Source organism: Streptomyces sp. NPDC052301 (assembly GCF_044593395.1).
In the GTDB taxonomy this organism is placed as follows: domain Bacteria; phylum Actinomycetota; class Actinomycetes; order Streptomycetales; family Streptomycetaceae; genus Streptomyces.
This window is the reverse complement of the sequence record NZ_JBIUBE010000005.1, coordinates 431602-449613: the sequence shown is the minus strand read 5'-3', so window position 1 is coordinate 449613 and position 18012 is coordinate 431602. Positions and strand designations below refer to the sequence as shown.

Sequence of the window (18012 nt, the reverse complement as noted above, 5' to 3'; positions counted from 1 at the left end):
CACTATCATCGGGCTGTGGACTACGCGAAGACGCGCGCGATCGCCGAGGAGCTGGGTGCTTACGCCGAGCGGCTCGAAGGGGCCTGGAGCGTAGAGATCGGGCCGTCCGGTCCGATCCTGGCCATGATGTGGCCGTCGAAGCGCCATGAGGGCACGATCCGCCGCATCTGCAAGCAACTGGACGGGCAATCGTCACGACGCACCCCGGATACGCCTGTGTGAGTGGTCCTGAGGTCGAGTACCCGGCGCTCGGCCGTATGCGGCTCCCCGACGCAATCGTCATTCCCGAGGCGGTCCTGGACGAGGAGGGCCTCGCCGTGGACGCCACCCAGGTGCTGGCGGCCGTCGAGATCGTCTCGCCGTCCAACCCGAACAACGACTACGTCGAAAAGCTCGACGACTATCCGGCCATGGGCATCGCCCACTACATGATCGTCGACCCGCGCACCGGCACGATCGAGGTGCACTCGGAGCCGTGCAAGGGCCGCTACACCCGTAAGGACCCGTACATCTTCGGCGACGCGGTGCCGTTCGGCCCCTGGACGGTCGACACCTCGGAGTTCCGCCGGTACGGCAAGGGCGGCAACTGACCCTCGCGTGGTCAAGCTCACCCTGGACGCCCGGCCGTACTCACCGGTATCTTCGAATCTGAGCAAGCGCTTAGACATGCCCGATGTGACGAGGTACGTGGAGGTGGCCGTGCGCCGTACGGTGTTCAACGAGGATCACGAGGCGTTCCGGGAGACCCTCCGCGCCTTCATCGAGGCCGAGGTCGTGCCGGTGTACGACGAGTGGTTCGCCGCCGGCCAGGCCCCGCGCGACTTCTACTACAAGCTCGGTGAGCTGGGCATATTCGGCATCAACGTGCCCGAGGAGTTCGGCGGCGCCGGCCTGGACAGCCACAAGTTCGAGGCCGTCCTCTACGAGGAGACGTCCCGTGCGGGCGTCCAGTTCGGCGGCTCCGGTGTGCACGTCCTGCTCGCCCTGCCGTACATCAAGATGCTCGCCACCGACGAGCAGAAGAAGCGGTACCTGCCGAAGTTCGTCACCGGCGAGGAGATGTGGGCCATCGCGATGACGGAGCCGGGCACCGGTTCCGACCTCGCGGGCATGAAGTCCACCGCCAGGCTCTCCGAGGACGGCACGCACTACGTCCTCAACGGCGCCAAGACCTTCATCACCGGCGGCGTGCACGCCGACAAGGTGATCGTCTGTGCCCGCACCGCCGCGCCCACCGCGGAGGACCGCCGTCACGGCATCTCCCTCTTCGCCGTCGACACCAAGTCCGAGGGCTACTCCGTCGGCCGCAAGCTGGACAAGCTCGGCCTGAAGACCTCCGACACCGCCGAGCTGGCCTTCGTCGACGTCAAGGTCCCGGTCGAGGATCTGCTCGGCGAGGAGAACAAGGGCTTCTACTACCTCGGCCACAACCTGGCCTCCGAGCGCTGGGGCATCGCCTTCGGCGCCTACGCCCAGGCCAAGGCCGCTGTCCGGTTCGCCAAGCAGTACGTGCAGGAGCGCACCGTCTTCGGCAAGCCGGTCGCCCACTTCCAGAACACCAAGTTCGAGCTGGCCGCCTGCCAGGCCGAGGTCGACGCCGCCGAGGCCGTCGCCGACCGCGCCACCGAGGCCCTGGACGCCGGTGAGCTGACCCCCGCCGAGGCCGCCTCCGCCAAGCTGTTCTGCACCGAGGTCGCCCACCGCGTGATCGACCGCTGCCTGCAGCTGCACGGCGGCTACGGCTACATGAACGAGTACCCGATCGCCCGCCTGTACGCGGACAACCGCGTCAACCGTATCTACGGCGGCACCAGCGAGATCATGAAGACGATCATCGCGAAGGACATGGGTCTGTAAGCAGACCGCCAGCACCGGCCGGTACAACTGACGCCATGAGCAAGGCACTCCAGGACCTCCTCGATCTGCTCGACCTCGAGCAGATCGAGGAGGACATCTTCCGCGGCCAGTCCCGCTCCGCCGTCGTCCCCCGGGTCTTCGGCGGGCAGGTCGCGGCGCAGGCGCTGGTCGCCGCCGGGCGGACGGTCCCCGCGGACCGGCCCGCCCACTCCCTGCACGCCTATTTCCTGCGCCCCGGCGACCCCGGCGCGCCGATCGTCTACACCGTCGACCGCATCCGCGACGGCCGGTCCTTCACCACCCGCCGCGTGGTCGCCGTCCAGCACGGCAAGCCGATCTTCCACCTCTCGGCGTCCTTCCAGACGCACGAGGAGGGCCTCGACCACCAGGCGCCCATGCCGCCCTCCACGGACCCGGCGACCCTGCCCACCTCCCAGGAGCGGCTGCGCGGCTACGGCCATCTCGCGCCCGAGGTCGTCGAGAGGTTCCTGGAGGCCCGCGAGGCGATCGACCTCAGGTACGTGGACGAGCCGCCGTACGGCACGTTCGGCGAGCCGCGCGAGCCGCACAGCCAGGTCTGGTTCCGCACCAACGGCAAGCTCGGCGACGACCCCCTGCTGCACGTCGTCCTCGCCACCTACGTCTCCGACATGACTCTCCTCGACTCCGTGCTGCTCGCGCACGGCCGCGGCGGCTGGGCGGTCGGCGACGTCGTGGGCGCCTCCCTGGACCACGCGATGTGGTTCCACCGGCCCTTCCGCGCCGACGAATGGCTGCTGTACGACCAGGAGTCGCCGTCCGCGCACGGCGGCCGGGGCCTCGGCCAGGCCCGGATCTACACCCAGGACGGGCAGCTCGCCATCTCGGTCATCCAGGAGGGCGTCGTCCGGATCCCCCGGTGACGCATTCGTCGATGAGCAGGAATTGGTTTCCTGAGGTGCCGAGTGGTGGATGGGGTACTAGGCTCTTTGGGTGAAGCCGCAAGTGCATGGCATGCGCGGCCGACGAGGTCCCGGAACAACCCTGACCTCAGCCGCGGCACCAGAGGACGCACCAGCGTCCGGGCGGGCCGCAGGCGTCGACCGGACCGACGTGTCGCATCTTTCCAGCGGTGACATCCGAAGACCGTGCCGCACTCTTCCCCTCTTGTCCGTGCGGCGGCGGCCATCCACCTCGCGCCCTCCCGTCCGGGAGCCGTGAGAGACGATGGAAACGGAAGGTATCCCCTATGCGAGCATCACGCGCGAGGCGCCTTTTCGCCACGTCCGCAGCCGGTGTGCTGCTGGCCGGTGGCGCCGCCCTCGGCGCCGCGGGAACCGCTTCGGCGGCGACGTACGACCACCACGACAACCACGGCTCCTACAGCTGGGGCTGCGACGACGATGACTGGTGGGGCGGCGACTGCGGTGGTGGCTATGGCGGCTATGGCGGTGACCACGGCGGCTATGGCGGTGACCACGGCGGTGGCGGCTACGGCGGTGACCACGGTGGTGGCGGCTACGGCGGTGACCACGGTGGTGGCGGCTATGGCGGTGGCGGTCACGGTGGTGGCGGCTATGGCGGTGGCGGTCACGGCGGCGGCGGTGGCGGAGGTGGAGGCCACGGCGGCGGCGGTGGCGGAGGTGGAGGCCACTGAACCACAACCCACCTGAACCCGATGTGCGACCCCGCCCGCGGGGCCGCACATCCCGTCATTCCAGGCCGGCCGCGGTCAGCAGATACGCCGTCACGGGGTCGTAGTGGCGCGGGCTGACGACGTGGTCGTCGAGCGGCACGACCGCCTGAAGGGTGCCCTCGCACTCCGCGACGAACAGCGCCGGGTCGTTGCAGTCGGCGTACCCGACCGAGTCGACGCCGTGCTGTCCCGCGTATCCCGCCCAGCCGTGGTCGGCGACGACCAGGTCGGGCAGGGGGCGCCCCGCGCGCTCAAGTCCGTGGAGAACGGCCCGCATCGGCTCCCCGGAGTGCGTGTGCCACAGCGTCGCCCCGTGCTCCAGCACGGCCACGTCCGCGAACTGCATCACGTATCCCTCGTCCGTCTGCAGTCCGTCCGGGATGACGACGATCTCACAGCCCGCGGCCCGCAGAGCGGCGGCCGTGGCCCGGTGCACGTCCAGCAGGCCCCCCGGATGACCGGTCGCGAACAGCACCCGCTGCCGCCCCTCTGCCGCCTTGCGCAGCCGCGCCGCCATCCGCTCCAGCGCGTCCACGGTCAGCTCGGGGTCGATGGTGTCCTGCCCGTACCGGTACTCGGGGTCGTCGTTGACGCCGACCCGTTCGGCCATCACGGCGAGCACGTCCTGCTCGTCCGCCCACCGGTCGCCCAGCTCCAGACCGAACCAGAAGTTGCGGTCGCCGTTGGCCAGCCTGCGGTAGTGGGAGAGGTTGTTCTCGCGGGGCGTGGCGACGTCCCCCGCGATACGGGTCCTCACCAGGTGGTCGACGAGCTGGGTGCGGCTGGGTGTCCCGGGTATCGGCATGCCTCCCATTGTGGGCCAGCGCGCTGCGGGCGTCCTCGGCATATCGCCCGCTGGGACGGGGGTCACTCGCCCCGTCAGCCGTGCCGCAGCGCGAACCACAGCTCCATCCGCACGTCCGGGTCGTCCAGGTCGGTGTCCAACTGGGCCGCGCAGCGGGCGATCCGCTGCCGCACCGTGTTGCGGTGCACGCCCAGCGCCACCGCCGTACGGTCCCAACTGCCGTGCAGCGACAGCCAGGTGCGCAGCGTCTCGGTGAGCGCCGGCTGACCGGCGAGCGGTGCGAGCAGCGCGCGGGCGTGGGCCTCCGCCTCCGCCGGGGGCACCAGCTCGGCGAGGCCCGTCCCGGCGCCGTGCCGGGCCAGCGGGGAGCGGGTCGCGCGGGCCCGGGCCAGGGCGCGCGCCGCCTGCTTGTCCGCGGCCGGCCACTCGTGCGGGCCGACGGCCGCACTGACCCCCAGGGTCCAGCCGGGCACCGGCGGCGGCTCACGCTCGGCGGGCACCAGCACCCGTACGACGTCCCGCTGCAGGTCGACCAGCGGCGACCCGAGGGCCGCGCCCAGCGCGGACGCGGCGACGGCGTCCGGCAGCTGCGCCTCGGGACGGGCGTGCACCACGACCCACCCCCGGCCGCCGAGCAGCGGCGCCACCTCCTCGGGCGGCGCGCCCAGCAGCACCCGCACCAGAGCGGAGGACCGGGCCGCGCCGGCACCGCTCTGGTGCTCCCCGGTCAGCAGGGACAGCAGCACGGCGGCCACGGAGGCGATGGTGTGGTCCCCGGGGTCGCGACCGGGCGAGACGACCCCGAGGACGAAGCCCTCTCCGGAGCCGAGGGCATAGGCGGCCAGGTGGGTGTCGCCGAGCGACTCGGTGGCGGAGGAAGGGCGTGCGGCGGGGGTGGGGGAAGGGCGTGCGGCGGGGGTGGGGGAAGAAGAGGGAGCAGTGGGGGAGGTGGCGGACGGGTCCGGTGCGGCGGGCAGCGGCCGTACCACCGCGGCCAGGTCCGCCAGCGCCGTGCGCACCCGCTGGGCCGGCTCCCGGCCTGCTCCCGCGAGTTCCGTGCCGTCGGGCCCGTAGAGCACCGCGCGGCCGGAGAGGTGCCGGGCCAGGCGGTGCAGGACCGAGGGCACCGGGTCCGGGCGGGCGGCGGCGGAGGCGAGGCTCTGCTGGGCCTCCGTCACACGGCGCAGTTCGGCCAGGCGGGCCTGCGCCATCAGCTGCCACACCGCGCGGGCCACGCCGGAGAAGGTGGTCTGCGGCGGGACCTCCAGCAGGGGCAGGCCGTGGGTGTCGCAGGCCTCGACCAGGGCGCGCGGCACCGTGTCGTGCACCGGGGCCAGGCCGAAGCCGAGGGCCGCGCCGCCCGCCGCCACGATCCGGGAGACGTAGTCGTCGAAGTAGCCGCCCGCGCCCGCCGCCTCCGGGATGTGCACCCCGGCCGTGAGCAACAGCTCGCCGCCCAGCAGATACGGGTACGGGTCGGCCATCTCCGAGGTGTGCGCCCAGTGGATCACGATCGACGGGTCGGCCGGGCCGGCGATCCGGCGCAGGGCCAGGTCCTCGCGGGCCAGCAGGGCCGAGAGCGGTACCGGGGGGGTCGGTGGGACGGCTGGGGTGATCGTCTCCGGCATGGTGTGCGTTCCCTCCACCCAGCCCCGTTCGTATGGATGAAACGTACACTTCGCAGTCTCTTTCCGGCCACTTAGTGTCAACACGGAACGGCAGCCGCGGGTACGGGCGGATGTCCTCGCGATCCGCTGCCGTCACACCCCCACGTCTCTGCACGACACGCCACCGACAGTGCGCGAAGGAGGGCTGCCTCATGGCCGTCGACTACACAGTGATCGTCGTCTATCTCGCCGGCATGCTGGCCATGGGCTGGTGGGGCATGCGCCGCGCCAAGTCCAAGAGCGATTTCCTGGTGGCCGGCCGCCGCCTCGGGCCCGCCATGTACTCCGGCACCATGGCCGCGATCGTCCTCGGCGGCGCCTCCACCATCGGCGGTGTGGGCCTCGGCTACCAGTACGGCCTCTCCGGCGCCTGGATGGTCTTCACCATCGGCCTCGGCCTGCTCGCCCTGTCGGTCTTCTTCTCCGCGCGCATCGCCCGCCTGAAGGTCTACACGGTCTCCGAGATGCTGGACCTGAGGTACGGCGGCCGGGCGGGGGTCATCTCCGGCGTGGTCATGTGGGCGTACACCCTCATGCTCGCGGTCACCTCGACCATCGCCTACGCCACGATCTTCGACGTCCTGTTCGACATGAACCGGACCCTCGCGATCGTCCTCGGCGGCTCGATCGTCGTCGCCTACTCCACCCTCGGCGGCATGTGGTCCATCACGCTGACCGACATGGTCCAGTTCGTCGTGAAGACCATCGGCGTGCTGCTCCTGCTCCTGCCGATCGCGGTCGTCAAGGCGGGCGGCTTCGGCGCGATGAAGGCCAAGCTGCCGACCTCGTACTTCGACCCGCTGGGCATCGGCGGCGAGACGATCTTCACCTACGTCCTGATCTACACGTTCGGCATGCTGATCGGCCAGGACATCTGGCAGCGGGTCTTCACCGCCCGCAGCGACAAGACCGCCAAGTGGGGAGGCACGGTGGCCGGAACGTACTGTCTGGCCTACGCCGTCGCCGGCGCGGTGATCGGTACGGCCGCCAAGGTGCTCTACCCCAAGCTGGGCAGCCCCGACGACGCCTTCGCCACCATCGTCAAGGACGAGCTCCCCATCGGTGTGCGCGGCCTGGTGCTGGCCGCCGCCCTGGCTGCCGTGATGTCGACCTCCTCCGGTGCCCTGATCGCCTGCGCCACGGTCGCCAACAACGACATCTGGTCGCGGCTGAAGGGCGCCGTACGACGTGACGGCGAGCAGCACGACGAGGTCGCGGGCAACCGCGCCTTCATCCTGATCATGGGCGTGGCCGTGATCGGCACGGCGATCGCGCTGAACAACGTGGTCGAGGCGCTGACCGTGGCGTACAACCTGCTCGTCGCCGGCCTGCTCGTGCCCATCCTCGGCGGTCTGCTGTGGAAGCGCGGCACGGTGCAGGGCGCGCTGGCCTCGGTGATCGTCGGCGGCCTGGCGGTGATCGGCCTGATGGCCGGGTACGGCATCCTCGCCAACGAGCCCGTCTACTACGGCCTGCTCGCCTCCCTCGCCGCCTACGTCGTCGTCTCCCTGGCCACCAGGCCCACCGACGAGACCGTTCTCGCCACCTGGCGCGAGCGCCTCGCCGGCCGGAACCCCGAACTCGCGTCCGAACCGGTCCCGGCTCACCAGTAGAGTCGTATGAAAAGCAGTGAATGCGCGACGAAGCGCAGGAAAGAAGGCATTTCACCATGAGCAGCAACGAGACGCCCCGCGGCCCCGTCGACTCCTCCCGCATCCCGCGGTACGCCGGACCCGCCACCTTCGCCCGGCTGCCCCGCCTCGACGAGGTCGGCACCGCCGACGTCGCCGTCGTGGGCGTGCCGTTCGACTCCGGCGTCTCGTACCGGCCGGGCGCCCGCTTCGGCGGCAACGCCATCCGCGAGGCGTCCCGGCTGCTGCGCCCCTACAACCCGGCGCAGGACGCCTCCCCCTTCGCCCTGGCGCAGGTCGCGGACGGCGGCGACATCGCCGTGAACCCGTTCAACATCAACGAGGCCGTCGACACCATCGAGGCCGCCGCGGACGACCTGCTCGGCACCGGCGCCCGCCTGATGACCCTCGGCGGCGACCACACCATCGCCCTGCCGCTGCTGCGCTCGGTCGCGAAGAAGCACGGTCCCGTGGCCCTGCTCCACTTCGACGCCCACCTGGACACCTGGGACACCTACTTCGGCGCCGAGTACACCCACGGCACCCCGTTCCGCCGTGCGGTCGAGGAGGGCATCCTCGACACCGAGGCGCTCTCCCACGTGGGTACCCGCGGCCCGCTGTACGGCAAGCAGGACCTCACCGACGACGAGAAGATGGGCTTCGGCATCGTCACCTCGGCGGACGTCTACCGCCGCGGCGCCGACGAGATCGCCGACCAGCTGCGCCAGCGCATCGGCGACCGCCCGCTGTACATCTCCATCGACATCGACTGCCTGGACCCGGCCCACGCGCCCGGCACCGGCACCCCGGAGGCGGGCGGCATGACCTCCCGCGAGCTGCTGGAGATCCTGCGCGGCCTGGCCTCGTGCAACCTGGTCTCCGCGGACGTCGTCGAGGTGGCGCCCGCGTACGACCACGCCGAGATCACCTCGGTGGCGGCCTCCCACACCGCCTACGAACTGACCACCATCATGAGCCGCCAGATCGCGGCGGCCCGCAACGCCTGACGCTCCTTAGGGGGATCGAGAGCAGTGACTCACGACCACGACCTGGTACTCCGCCCGACGCCCGCGCAGACGGAGGCCGCGCTGAACCCGCCCCCGGGCCGCAACGGCGGAGACCTGGTCGTGGAGACGCTGGCCGGGCTGGGCGCGACGACCGTCTTCGGTCTGCCCGGCCAGCACGCCCTCGGCATGTTCGACGCGCTACGGCGTTCCTCCCTGCGCTACGTGGGCCTGCGGGTGGAGAACAACGCGGGCTTCGCGGCGGACGCGTACGGCCGGATCACCGGCGAGGCGGCCCCCCTGCTGCTCTCGACCGGTCCGGGCGCGCTGACGTCCCTCGCGGCCCTGCAGGAGGCGGCAGCCGCCTCCGCCCCCGTGCTGGCGATCAGCAGCCAGATCCCGACGGCGGGCCTGGGCGGCGGCCGCCACGGCTACCTCCACGAACTCCCCGACCAGGCGGCCTCGTTCCGGGGCGTGGTCAAGTCCGTCCACACGGTCCGCACCCAGTCCCAGATCCCCTCCGCGATCGCGGCGGCCTGGAAGTCGGCGCTGACCGCTCCGCACGGCCCGGTGTGGGTGGAGATCCCGCAGGACGTGCTGCTCGCCCAGACCGGGCTGCCGGTGGTGACGGCCCCGGACGCCACGCCCGAGGACCTGGTCCCGCGCCCCGAACTGACGGCGGTGGCGGCTCACTTGCTGTCCCATGCCTCCCGTCCGGCGATCATCGCGGGCGGCGGGGTCGTACGGTCGGACGCCGCGGGCAAGCTGCTGCAGCTGGCCGAGAAGCTGGACGCGCCGGTGGTGACCACGTTCGGCGGCAAGGGAGCCTTCCCCTGGGAGCACCCCCTGTCGCTGCAGTCCTGGCTGGAGGACCGGCACACGACGGACTTCCTGGAGGACGCGGACGTACTCCTGGTGGTCGGCTCCGGCCTCGGCGAACTCTCCTCGAACTACTACACGTTCGAGCCCCGCGGCCGGGTCGTCCAGATCGAGGCCGATCTCGGCAAGCTGGAGTCCAACCACCCGGCCCTCGGCATCCACGCGGACGCCCGGCTCGCGCTGCAGGCCCTGCTGGAGACGGTGGAGGAGCGCACGGACGAGGCGGCGCCGGCGCGGGTGCGAGAACTGCTGTCCCGAGTCGGTGAGCGCATCGCTTCCCAGGAGCTGGACCTGGAACAGCAGGTGCTGGCGGCCGTCCGCCGCGCCCTGCCCGCCGGTGCCCCGTCCTTCTGGGACATGACGATCCTGGCGTACTGGGCGTGGTCGGCCTTCGACCCCCGCGGCACGAACGTCATGCACTCGGCCCAGGGCGCCGGCGGCCTCGGCTACGGCTTCCCGGCGGCACTGGGCGCGGCGGCGGCCGACCCGACCCGCCCGGTGCTGGCCGTGTCCGGCGACGGCGGGGCCCTGTACTCGATCGCCGAGCTCGCCACGGCTCGCCAGTACGACCTCCCGGTCACCTGGCTCATCGTCGACGACGGCGGCTACGGCATCCTCCGCGAGTACATGACGGACGCCTTCGGCCAGGCGACGGCGACCGAGCTGACCCGCCCGGACTACGTGGCCCTGGCGGAGTCCTTCGGGGTACCCGGCGTGCGTACGACCCCGGAGACCCTGGAGGAGGACCTGGCGAAGGCCCTGTCCGCACCCGGCCCTTCGGTGGTCGTGCTCCCGGCGGTGCTGCGGATGTTCGCGCCTACGCACCTGGGCCGGTGAGCCCCTGCGACGTGCCTCAAGGCATGTTCACGGGGCCGCAATCGGCAGATGTGTTCCACGAGCACCAGGACCAAGCGATCGATGGGGTGGAACACACCTGCCAATCACCCGAAGTTGCCCGGGTCCAGTGATCCGAAGAACCAGGCCTTCCAGCTCTTCGTGCCGGCCCAGACGGCGCCGCTGTAGAAGCTGTTGAGACCGGAGCCCGACAGGTTCCAGGAGTAGAGCACCGCCGCCAGCAGCAGGATGGCGAGCAGCGCCGGGAGCGACCAGCGGGGCGCGCGGTCCGGCGACGACGGCGGTGCGGAGGGCGACGGCGGGCCGGGGGCCGCGGTCGTCGGGTGAGGGAGGGGATCGGTGGCAGATGTCACCGGTGCACCTTGCAGCCCGGCGATGGGTACGGACTGCGGCCCACCTGGGCGCAGGCAGTGGGACGGCCGGCCGGACCGCGTCGGGACCGGGCGACCCCGGGGACCGGGCGACCCCGGGGACCGGGCGACCCCGGGGACCGGGCGCCCGAGGGCCCTGTCGAACTACCGCCCCTGGAACATCTGTACAACCATCTGGCGCCCCGGCGAGTCCATCCAGGCAGCGCACGGGTGCGCGCAACGGCGTTCAGGGGGACGCCCGTACGACGTTCAAGGGGAACTTTCCATGACTTACCGGACATCCGGTCGTGCCAGAGTGGGCGCCGCCGCCCTCGGTGCCGCGCTGCTCATACCGGCCGTGACCGCCGCCGCCACGCCGGCCGCCGCGACCACGCCCACCGTCAGCTGCACCTCCGCCAAGGCGGGCCTGGCCGGCAAGCTGCAGAAGGACATCACCGCGGCCCTGGCCAACCGCAAGAGCACCGTCGCCCTCGGCCTGTACGACCGCAGCACCGGCACCACCTGCACACTGCGCGCCACCAGCGCCTACGACTCGGCCAGCACCGTCAAGGTCACCGTGCTCGCGACCCTGCTGTGGGACGCGAAGAAGCACAACCGGTACCTGACGACCACCGAGCAGTCGCTCGCCAAGGCCATGATCACCAAGTCGGACAACACCGCGACGAGCAAGCTGTGGAAGCAGCTCGGCCTCACCAAGATCAAGGGCTTCCTGTCCGCCGCCGGGATGACGAAGACCACGCCGGGTGCCAACGGCTACTGGGGCCTGACCCAGGAGAACATCACCGACGAGCAGAAGCTGCTCAAGCTCGTCACCGCCAAGAACAGCGTGCTGAGCGACAACTCCCGTGCCTACATCCTGAAGTTGATGAGCCAGGTCGTCTCCGACCAGCGCTGGGGCACCCCGGCCGGCGCGCCCTCCTCGGTCTCCGTGCACGTCAAGAACGGCTGGCTGCAGCGCTCGACGCACGGCTGGCGGGTGCACAGCCTCGGCACCTTCAACGGCGCCGGCCACGACTACATGATCTCGGTGCTGACGCAGGACAACAGCACCATGAGCTACGGCGTCACGACCATCCAGAACGTCGCCAAGGTCATCCACAAGGACCTCGTGCCGACCACGTCGAGCACCGCCGTCTACACCCCGACCAGCCGGCCGAGCGAGGCCTACGTCGCGGTGCCGCCGCAGGGCTGACACCCGCTCCACGGCGGCCGGCCACAGCGCGTCGGTACGCCCCTTCCCGGGCGCCCTCGGTGGGGCGGCACCGTGAGCGCCACGGTGCCGCCCCACCGCGCCGAGCCCCGGGGGGGGGCACCCCCGTGAATCCTCGAACGCGGGTCCTGGGAACATGCGTACACCTTTCGTCGAACCTCCGTGTGACCTACGGGAGTTCCGAGCTCCAAGGGGGAAGTTCGCATGACCCATCGGATAAGCGGCCGTACCGGGGCACTGGTGGCGGCCCTCGCCGCCGCGGTGCTCGCCCCGGCCGTCGCCGTCCCGGCCGCCGCGGCCCCCACGCCGGCGCCGGCCGTCAGCTGTACGTCCGGCACGGCGGGCCTGGCCGCCAAGCTGACGAAGGACCTCACGGCCGCCCTGAAGAACCGCAAGGGCCTTGTCGCGCTGGGCCTGTACGACCGCTCCGGCAGCACCACCTGCACGCTGAACGGCGCCACCGCCTTCGACTCCGCCAGCACCGTCAAGGTCACCGTGCTCGCCGCCCTGCTGTGGGACGCGAAGAAGAGCGACCGCCACCTCACGGACACCGAGTCCGACCTCGCCACGGCCATGATCACGCAGTCGGACAACGACGCCACCAGCGCGCTGTGGAAGCAGCTCGGTGTGGCGAAGATCCAGGGCTTCCTGACCGCCGCCGGGATGACCAGGACCACGCCGGGCGCGGACGGCTACTGGGGCCTGACCCAGGAGAACATCACCGACGAGCAGAAGCTGCTGAAGCTCGTCACCGCCAAGAACTCGGTGCTGAGCGACAACTCCCGCGCCTACATCCTGAAGTTGATGGGCCAGGTCGAGGCCGACCAGCGCTGGGGCACCCCGGCCGGCGCGCCCTCCTCGGTCTCCGTGCACGTCAAGAACGGCTGGCTGCAGCGCTCGACGCACGGCTGGCGGGTGCACAGCCTCGGCACCTTCAACGGCGCCGGCCACGACTACATGATCAGCGTGTTCACGCAGGACAACAGCACCATGGACGACGGCGTCGCCACGATCCAGAGCGTCGCCACCGCCATCCACAAGGACCTGGTCCCGGCGAAGTCCGGCGTCACCCGGTACACCCCGACCAGCCGGCCGCACGAGGCGTTCGTCGCCACTCCGCCCCGGACGTGACGAGTTCGACGGGGTGACAGGGTTTCACGGGGCGGTCTCCCGCAGGTCACCGGATCGCCCTACGGTGACCGGCATGCGCCTGAGAACCGTACTCGCCACCCTCACCGCCGGCCTGGCGGCGGCCACCTGCCTGACCGCCGCCGGGCCCGCGGACGCCAACTCCGCCGAAGGCCACGCCTGTTCTCCGGCCGTCTCCCTCGACCGCTTCTCCGACGTGCTCGACAAGACGACGTACGACGGCACCTTCGTCGGCAACTTCTCCGCCCTCGCCGTGGACCGGGACGGCTCGCTCGCGGCCCTGGGTGACCGTTCCTCCCTCTTCGGCCTGGCCCCGGCGACCCTCCGGCCGAGGTCCGCCGTCCACCTCGCCGACGAGAAGGGCGCCGACCTCGACTCCGAGGGCCTGGTCGTGGACGGTGACGGCACCCGGCTGATCACCTCCGAGACCGAACCCTCCGTACGGCGCCACTCGCGCGACGGCAGGATCCTGGACCGCCTCCCGGTGCCGTCCTCCCTGCAGGTCGCCCCGGCCGGCCGTGCCACCGCCAACCAGACCTTCGAGGGCCTGACCCTGCTGCCCGGCGGGCGGACCCTGCTGGCCTCCATGGAGTACGCGCTCTCGGGGGACTCGGCCGGGACCGTCCGCTTCCAGACCTGGCAGCGCCACCAGGGCCGCTTCCGGCTCGCCGCCCAGTACGCCTACCGCACCGACGCCGGTCTCGGCGTCCCCGAGGTCCAGGCCACCCCCGACGGCCGCCTGCTCGTCCTGGAGCGCGGCTTCACCGCCGGCGTCGGCAACACGGTCCGCCTCTACCTGGCCGACCCGCGCCACGCCACGGACACCAGCGGTATCGAGAACCTCACCGGGCAGCCGGGGGTCCGGCCGATCAGGAAGACCCTGCTGGCCGACATCGCCGACTGCCCGTCCCTGGGCGCCACGGCGAAGCAGCCCCAGCCGAACCCGCTGCTGGACAACATCGAGGGCATGACGATCACGGGCCGCGACCGCGCCGGCCGCCTGCGGGTGCTCCTGGTGAGCGACGACAACCAGAACGCCGTACAGACGACCCGCTTCTATTACCTGCGGGTACGGGTGTGACCCCGCGCCCTCCGGTTGTTCCTCCGATTGTTGCGGAGGGATGAAATCCGCTTCGTTCGGTGTTGGTGCCTTCCGGTAGAGCAGGTCGACAGGAAGGCACCGGCGTGGAAGCGCAACGGGGATGGGCGCGACGGCTGGCGGCGTACGCCTGGCGATATCCGAAGGACGTCGTCCTCGCCCTCGGCTCCTCCCTGGCCGGCATGGCCGTCATGGCCGTCGTCCCCCTGATCACCAAGGTGATCATCGACGACGTCATCGACACCCACACCCGCTCCATGTTCCCCTGGGCCGCCACCCTGATCGGCGCCGCCCTCATCGTCTACGTCCTCGCCTACGTCCGCCGCTACTACGGCGGCCGGCTCGCCCTGGACGTCCAGCACGACCTGCGGACCCAGATGTACGACACGATCACCCGCCTCGACGGCCGCCGCCAGGACGAGCTGTCCACCGGGCAGGTCGTGGGCCGGGCCACCAGCGACCTCCAGCTGATCCAGAGCCTGCTCTTCATGCTCCCGATGACCATCGGGAACCTCCTGCTCTTCCTGATGTCCCTGGTGATCATGGCGTGGCTGTCGCTGCCGCTGACCCTGATCGCGCTCGCCGTCGCCCCCGCCCTCGGCTGGATCGCCAAGCGCAGCCGCAGCAAGCTGCACCCCGCCACCTGGTACGCGCAGGCCCAGGCCGCCGCCGTCGCGGGCGTGGTCGACGGCGCCGTGAGCGGCGTACGCGTGGTGAAGGGCTTCGGGCAGGAGGAGCAGGAGACGGGCAAGCTGCGCGAGGTCGGCCGCCGCCTCTTCGCGGGCCGCCTGCGCACCATCCGCCTGAACAGCAAGTACACCCCCGCCCTGCAGGCCGTGCCCGCGCTCGGCCAGGTCGCCATGCTGGCCGTCGGCGGCTGGCTCGCGGTGCGCGGGCACATCACCCTCGGCACCTTCGTCGCCTTCTCCAGCTACCTCGCCCAGCTGGTCGGCCCGGTCCGCATGCTCGCCGTGGTCCTCACGGTCGGGCAGCAGGCCCGCGCCGGCACCGAGCGCGTCCTGGAGCTGATCGACACCGAGCCGACGCTGCGGGACGGCACCAAGGAGCTGCCCGCCGACGCGCCCGCCACCGTCGAGTTCGACGACGTCTCCTTCGGCTACGACCACGGCCCCAAGGTCCTCGACGGGCTCAGCTTCGAGATACGCCCGGGTGAGACCCTCGCCGTCGTCGGCTCCTCGGGCTCCGGCAAGTCCACCCTCTCCCTGCTGCTGCCGCGCTTCTACGACGTCACCCACGGCGCCGTCCTGATCGGCGGCCACGACGTCCGCGAGCTGACCCTCGAGTCCCTGCGGGCCGCGATCGGCCTGGTCCCGGAGGACTCCTTCCTCTTCTCCGACACCGTCCGCAACAACATCGCCTACGGCCGCCCGGACGCCGGCCAGGAGGAGATCGAGGCCGCCGCCCGCGCCGCCCAGGCCGACCGGTTCGTCCGGGAGCTGCCCCAGGGCTACGACACCAAGGTCGGCGAACACGGCCTGACCCTCTCCGGCGGCCAGCGCCAGCGCATCGCGCTCGCCCGCGCCCTGCTCACCGACCCGCGGCTGCTGGTCCTGGACGACGCCACCTCCGCCGTGGACGCCCGGGTCGAGCACGAGATCCACGAGGCCCTCGAACAGGTCATGGCGGGCCGCACCACCCTGCTGATCGCCCACCGCCGCTCCACCCTGAACCTCGCCGACCGCATCGCCGTCCTGGACGGCGGCCGGCTCGCCGACGTCGGCACCCACGAGGAACTCCAGGAGCGCTCGGCCCTCTACCGCCGCCTGCTCACCGACCCGGACGAGCTGGGCGGAGTCTCGCCGGGCCACACCGAGCCCGTCCTGCCGCGCGAGGACACCAGCGTCCGGGACGAGCTGGACGCCGAGTTCGACGCCGAGCGCGGAGTCACCCCCAGGCTGTGGACCGGCGACCGCGAACCCAAGGACCAGGCGCTCTCCGGCACCCCGGCCACCCCCGCCCTCCTCGCCCAGGTCGAGGCGCTGCCCCCGGCGACCGACACCCCCGACGTCGACGAGACGCGCGCCGTCCGCCCGGAGGAGTCGTACGGCCTGCGCCGGCTGCTGCACGGCTTCGGCGCGCCCCTCCTGATCAGCCTGCTGCTGGTCGCCGTGGACGCGGGCGCGGGCCTGCTGCTGCCGGTGCTGATCCGGCACGGCATCGACCAGGGCGTCACCCGGATGGCGCTCGGGGCGGTCTGGACGGCGTCCCTGCTGGGCCTGCTGACCGTGCTGGTGCAGTGGGCGGCACAGTTCGGCGAGACCCGCATGACGGGCCGCACCGGTGAACGCGTGCTGTACTCCCTGCGCCTGAAGATCTTCGCCCAGCTCCAGCGGCTCGGCCTCGACTACTACGAGCGCGAACTGACCGGCCGGATCATGACGCGGATGACGACGGACGTCGACGCCCTGTCCACCTTCCTGCAGACCGGCCTGGTCACCGCGTTCGTCGCGGTCGTCACCTTCTTCGGCATCATGGTCGCCCTGCTGGTGCTCGACGTACAGCTCGCGCTGGTCGTGTTCGCGACGCTGCCCCCGCTGGTCGTGGCGACCTTCTTCTTCCGCCGGGCGAGCGTGCGGGCGTACGAACTCGCCCGGGAACGCGTCTCGGTGGTCAACGCCGATCTGCAGGAGTCGGTGGCCGGGCTGCGGATCGTGCAGGCGTTCCGGCGCGAGCGGGACGGCGGCCGGCGGTTCGCCGAGCGCAGCGACAGCTACCGGCGCGCCCGCACCCGCGGCCAGTGGCTGATATCGATCTACTTCCCCTTCGTCCAGCTGCTGTCCTCGGTCGCCGCGGCGGCGGTCCTGATGGCGGGCGCGCACCGCATCGAGGCCGCCACCCTCACCACGGGCGCGCTGGTCGCCTACCTGCTCTACATCGATCTGTTCTTCGCCCCCGTCCAGCAGCTGTCCCAGGTCTTCGACGGCTACCAGCAGGCCACGGTCTCCCTGGGCCGCATCCAGGAGCTGCTGCGCGAGCCGGCGTCCACGAAGCCGGCGGACGAGCCGCTGGACGTGCCGTCCCTGCGCGGCGACATCGCCTTCGAGGACGTGCACTTCGCGTACGGCGCCGACGAAGAGGCGCTGACCGGCATCGACCTGACGATCCCGGCGGGCCAGACGGTGGCGTTCGTCGGCGAGACGGGCGCCGGGAAGTCCACCCTGGTCAAGCTGGTCGCGCGGTTCTACGACCCGACCGCCGGCCGGGTCACGGTCGACGGCACCGACCTGCGGACCCTGGACATCACCGCGTACCGGCACCGGCTCGGGGTGGTCCCGCAGGAGGCCTACCTCTTCCCGGGCACGATCCGCGACGCCATCGCCTACGGCCGCCCCGACGCCACCGACGCCCAGGTGGAGGCGGCGGCGCGGGCGGTCGGCGCGCACGAGATGATCGCCACGCTGGAGGGCGGCTACCTGCACGAGGTCGCCGAGCGCGGCCGCAACCTCTCGGCCGGCCAGCGCCAGCTGATCGCGCTCGCCCGCGCGGAGCTGGTCGACCCCGACGTCCTCCTCCTGGACGAGGCCACGGCCGCCCTGGACCTGGCCACGGAAGCCCAGGTCAACCAGGCCACCGACCGCCTGGTGGGCCGCCGTACCACGCTGGTGGTCGCCCACCGGCTCACCACCGCCGCCCGCGCCGACCGGGTGGTGGTCATGGACCGCGGCCGGGTCGCGGAGGACGGCACCCACGAGGAACTGCTGGCGCGCGGCGGCCGGTACGCCGAACTCTGGCGGACCTTCCTCGGCCGCCCCGAACCGGAGGAACCGGTCGCCGCCTCCCGATAGCCCC

At 71.7% G+C, this 18012-nt stretch carries 12 protein-coding genes and 2 pseudogenes; 10 read left to right on the top strand and 4 right to left on the bottom strand.

Annotated features, from left to right (window positions below; genetic code table 11):
- The first annotated feature begins 15 nt into the window (after positions 1-15).
- The 3 genes and pseudogenes from ACIHEJ_RS16480 to tesB all read left to right on the top strand — a co-directional run bounded on the left by ACIHEJ_RS16480 (position 16) and on the right by tesB (position 2759).
- A pseudogene (locus ACIHEJ_RS16480) lies at positions 16-590 on the top strand (Uma2 family endonuclease).
- Between the two features lie 109 nt (positions 591-699).
- Positions 700-1857, top strand: a complete 1158-nt coding sequence (locus tag ACIHEJ_RS16475) for an acyl-CoA dehydrogenase family protein (protein ID WP_400136134.1) — start codon at positions 700-702, stop codon at positions 1855-1857.
- A 35-nt stretch (positions 1858-1892) separates the two neighbouring features.
- Positions 1893-2759, top strand: coding sequence for an acyl-CoA thioesterase II (gene tesB / locus ACIHEJ_RS16470; protein ID WP_400135572.1), 867 nt, complete (start codon positions 1893-1895; stop codon positions 2757-2759).
- A gap of 335 nt (positions 2760-3094) precedes the next feature.
- Here the strand turns inward: tesB and ACIHEJ_RS16465 are convergent, their stop codons facing one another.
- The 3 genes from ACIHEJ_RS16465 to ACIHEJ_RS16455 form a co-directional block, all read right to left on the bottom strand.
- Positions 3095-3490, bottom strand: a complete 396-nt coding sequence (locus tag ACIHEJ_RS16465; protein ID WP_400135570.1) for a hypothetical protein — start codon at positions 3488-3490, stop codon at positions 3095-3097.
- A 58-nt stretch (positions 3491-3548) separates the two neighbouring features.
- Positions 3549-4337, bottom strand: a complete 789-nt coding sequence (locus ACIHEJ_RS16460; protein ID WP_400135569.1) for a phosphatase — start codon at positions 4335-4337, stop codon at positions 3549-3551.
- A 74-nt stretch (positions 4338-4411) separates the two neighbouring features.
- Positions 4412-5965, bottom strand: a complete 1554-nt coding sequence (locus ACIHEJ_RS16455) for a PucR family transcriptional regulator ligand-binding domain-containing protein (RefSeq protein ID WP_400135568.1) — start codon at positions 5963-5965, stop codon at positions 4412-4414.
- Between the two features lie 191 nt (positions 5966-6156).
- Here ACIHEJ_RS16455 and ACIHEJ_RS16450 point away from each other — a divergent pair, with 191 nt between their 5' ends.
- The 3 genes from ACIHEJ_RS16450 to ACIHEJ_RS16440 are packed head-to-tail and all read left to right on the top strand — an operon-like array spanning position 6157 to position 10355.
- Complete coding sequence (locus ACIHEJ_RS16450; RefSeq protein WP_400135566.1) at positions 6157-7617, top strand: sodium:solute symporter; 1461 nt, start codon at positions 6157-6159, stop codon at positions 7615-7617.
- A gap of 56 nt (positions 7618-7673) precedes the next feature.
- On the top strand, positions 7674-8642 hold the full coding sequence (gene speB / locus ACIHEJ_RS16445; protein ID WP_400135564.1) for an agmatinase: 969 nt from the start codon (positions 7674-7676) through the stop codon (positions 8640-8642).
- Positions 8643-8666: 24 nt separating this feature from the next.
- Positions 8667-10355, top strand: coding sequence for a thiamine pyrophosphate-binding protein (locus ACIHEJ_RS16440; protein WP_400135562.1), 1689 nt, complete (start codon positions 8667-8669; stop codon positions 10353-10355).
- Positions 10356-10465: 110 nt separating this feature from the next.
- Here the strand turns inward: ACIHEJ_RS16440 and ACIHEJ_RS16435 are convergent.
- A pseudogene (locus tag ACIHEJ_RS16435) lies at positions 10466-10726 on the bottom strand (hypothetical protein); the annotation flags it as partial.
- 283 nt (positions 10727-11009) lie between these two features.
- On the opposite strand from ACIHEJ_RS16435, the gene ACIHEJ_RS16430 reads away from it, so the two are divergent.
- The 4 genes from ACIHEJ_RS16430 to ACIHEJ_RS16415 all read left to right on the top strand — a co-directional run bounded on the left by ACIHEJ_RS16430 (position 11010) and on the right by ACIHEJ_RS16415 (position 18008).
- Positions 11010-11936, top strand: coding sequence for a serine hydrolase (locus ACIHEJ_RS16430; protein ID WP_400135560.1), 927 nt, complete (start codon positions 11010-11012; stop codon positions 11934-11936).
- A gap of 222 nt (positions 11937-12158) precedes the next feature.
- Complete coding sequence (locus ACIHEJ_RS16425; protein ID WP_400135558.1) at positions 12159-13085, top strand: serine hydrolase; 927 nt, start codon at positions 12159-12161, stop codon at positions 13083-13085.
- Between the two features lie 73 nt (positions 13086-13158).
- On the top strand, positions 13159-14184 hold the full coding sequence (locus ACIHEJ_RS16420) for an esterase-like activity of phytase family protein (protein WP_400135556.1): 1026 nt from the start codon (positions 13159-13161) through the stop codon (positions 14182-14184).
- A 104-nt stretch (positions 14185-14288) separates the two neighbouring features.
- Positions 14289-18008 (top strand): ABC transporter ATP-binding protein, encoded by a 3720-nt coding sequence (locus ACIHEJ_RS16415; RefSeq protein ID WP_400135555.1) that lies wholly within the window; start codon positions 14289-14291, stop codon positions 18006-18008.
- Positions 18009-18012 lie beyond the last annotated feature (4 nt).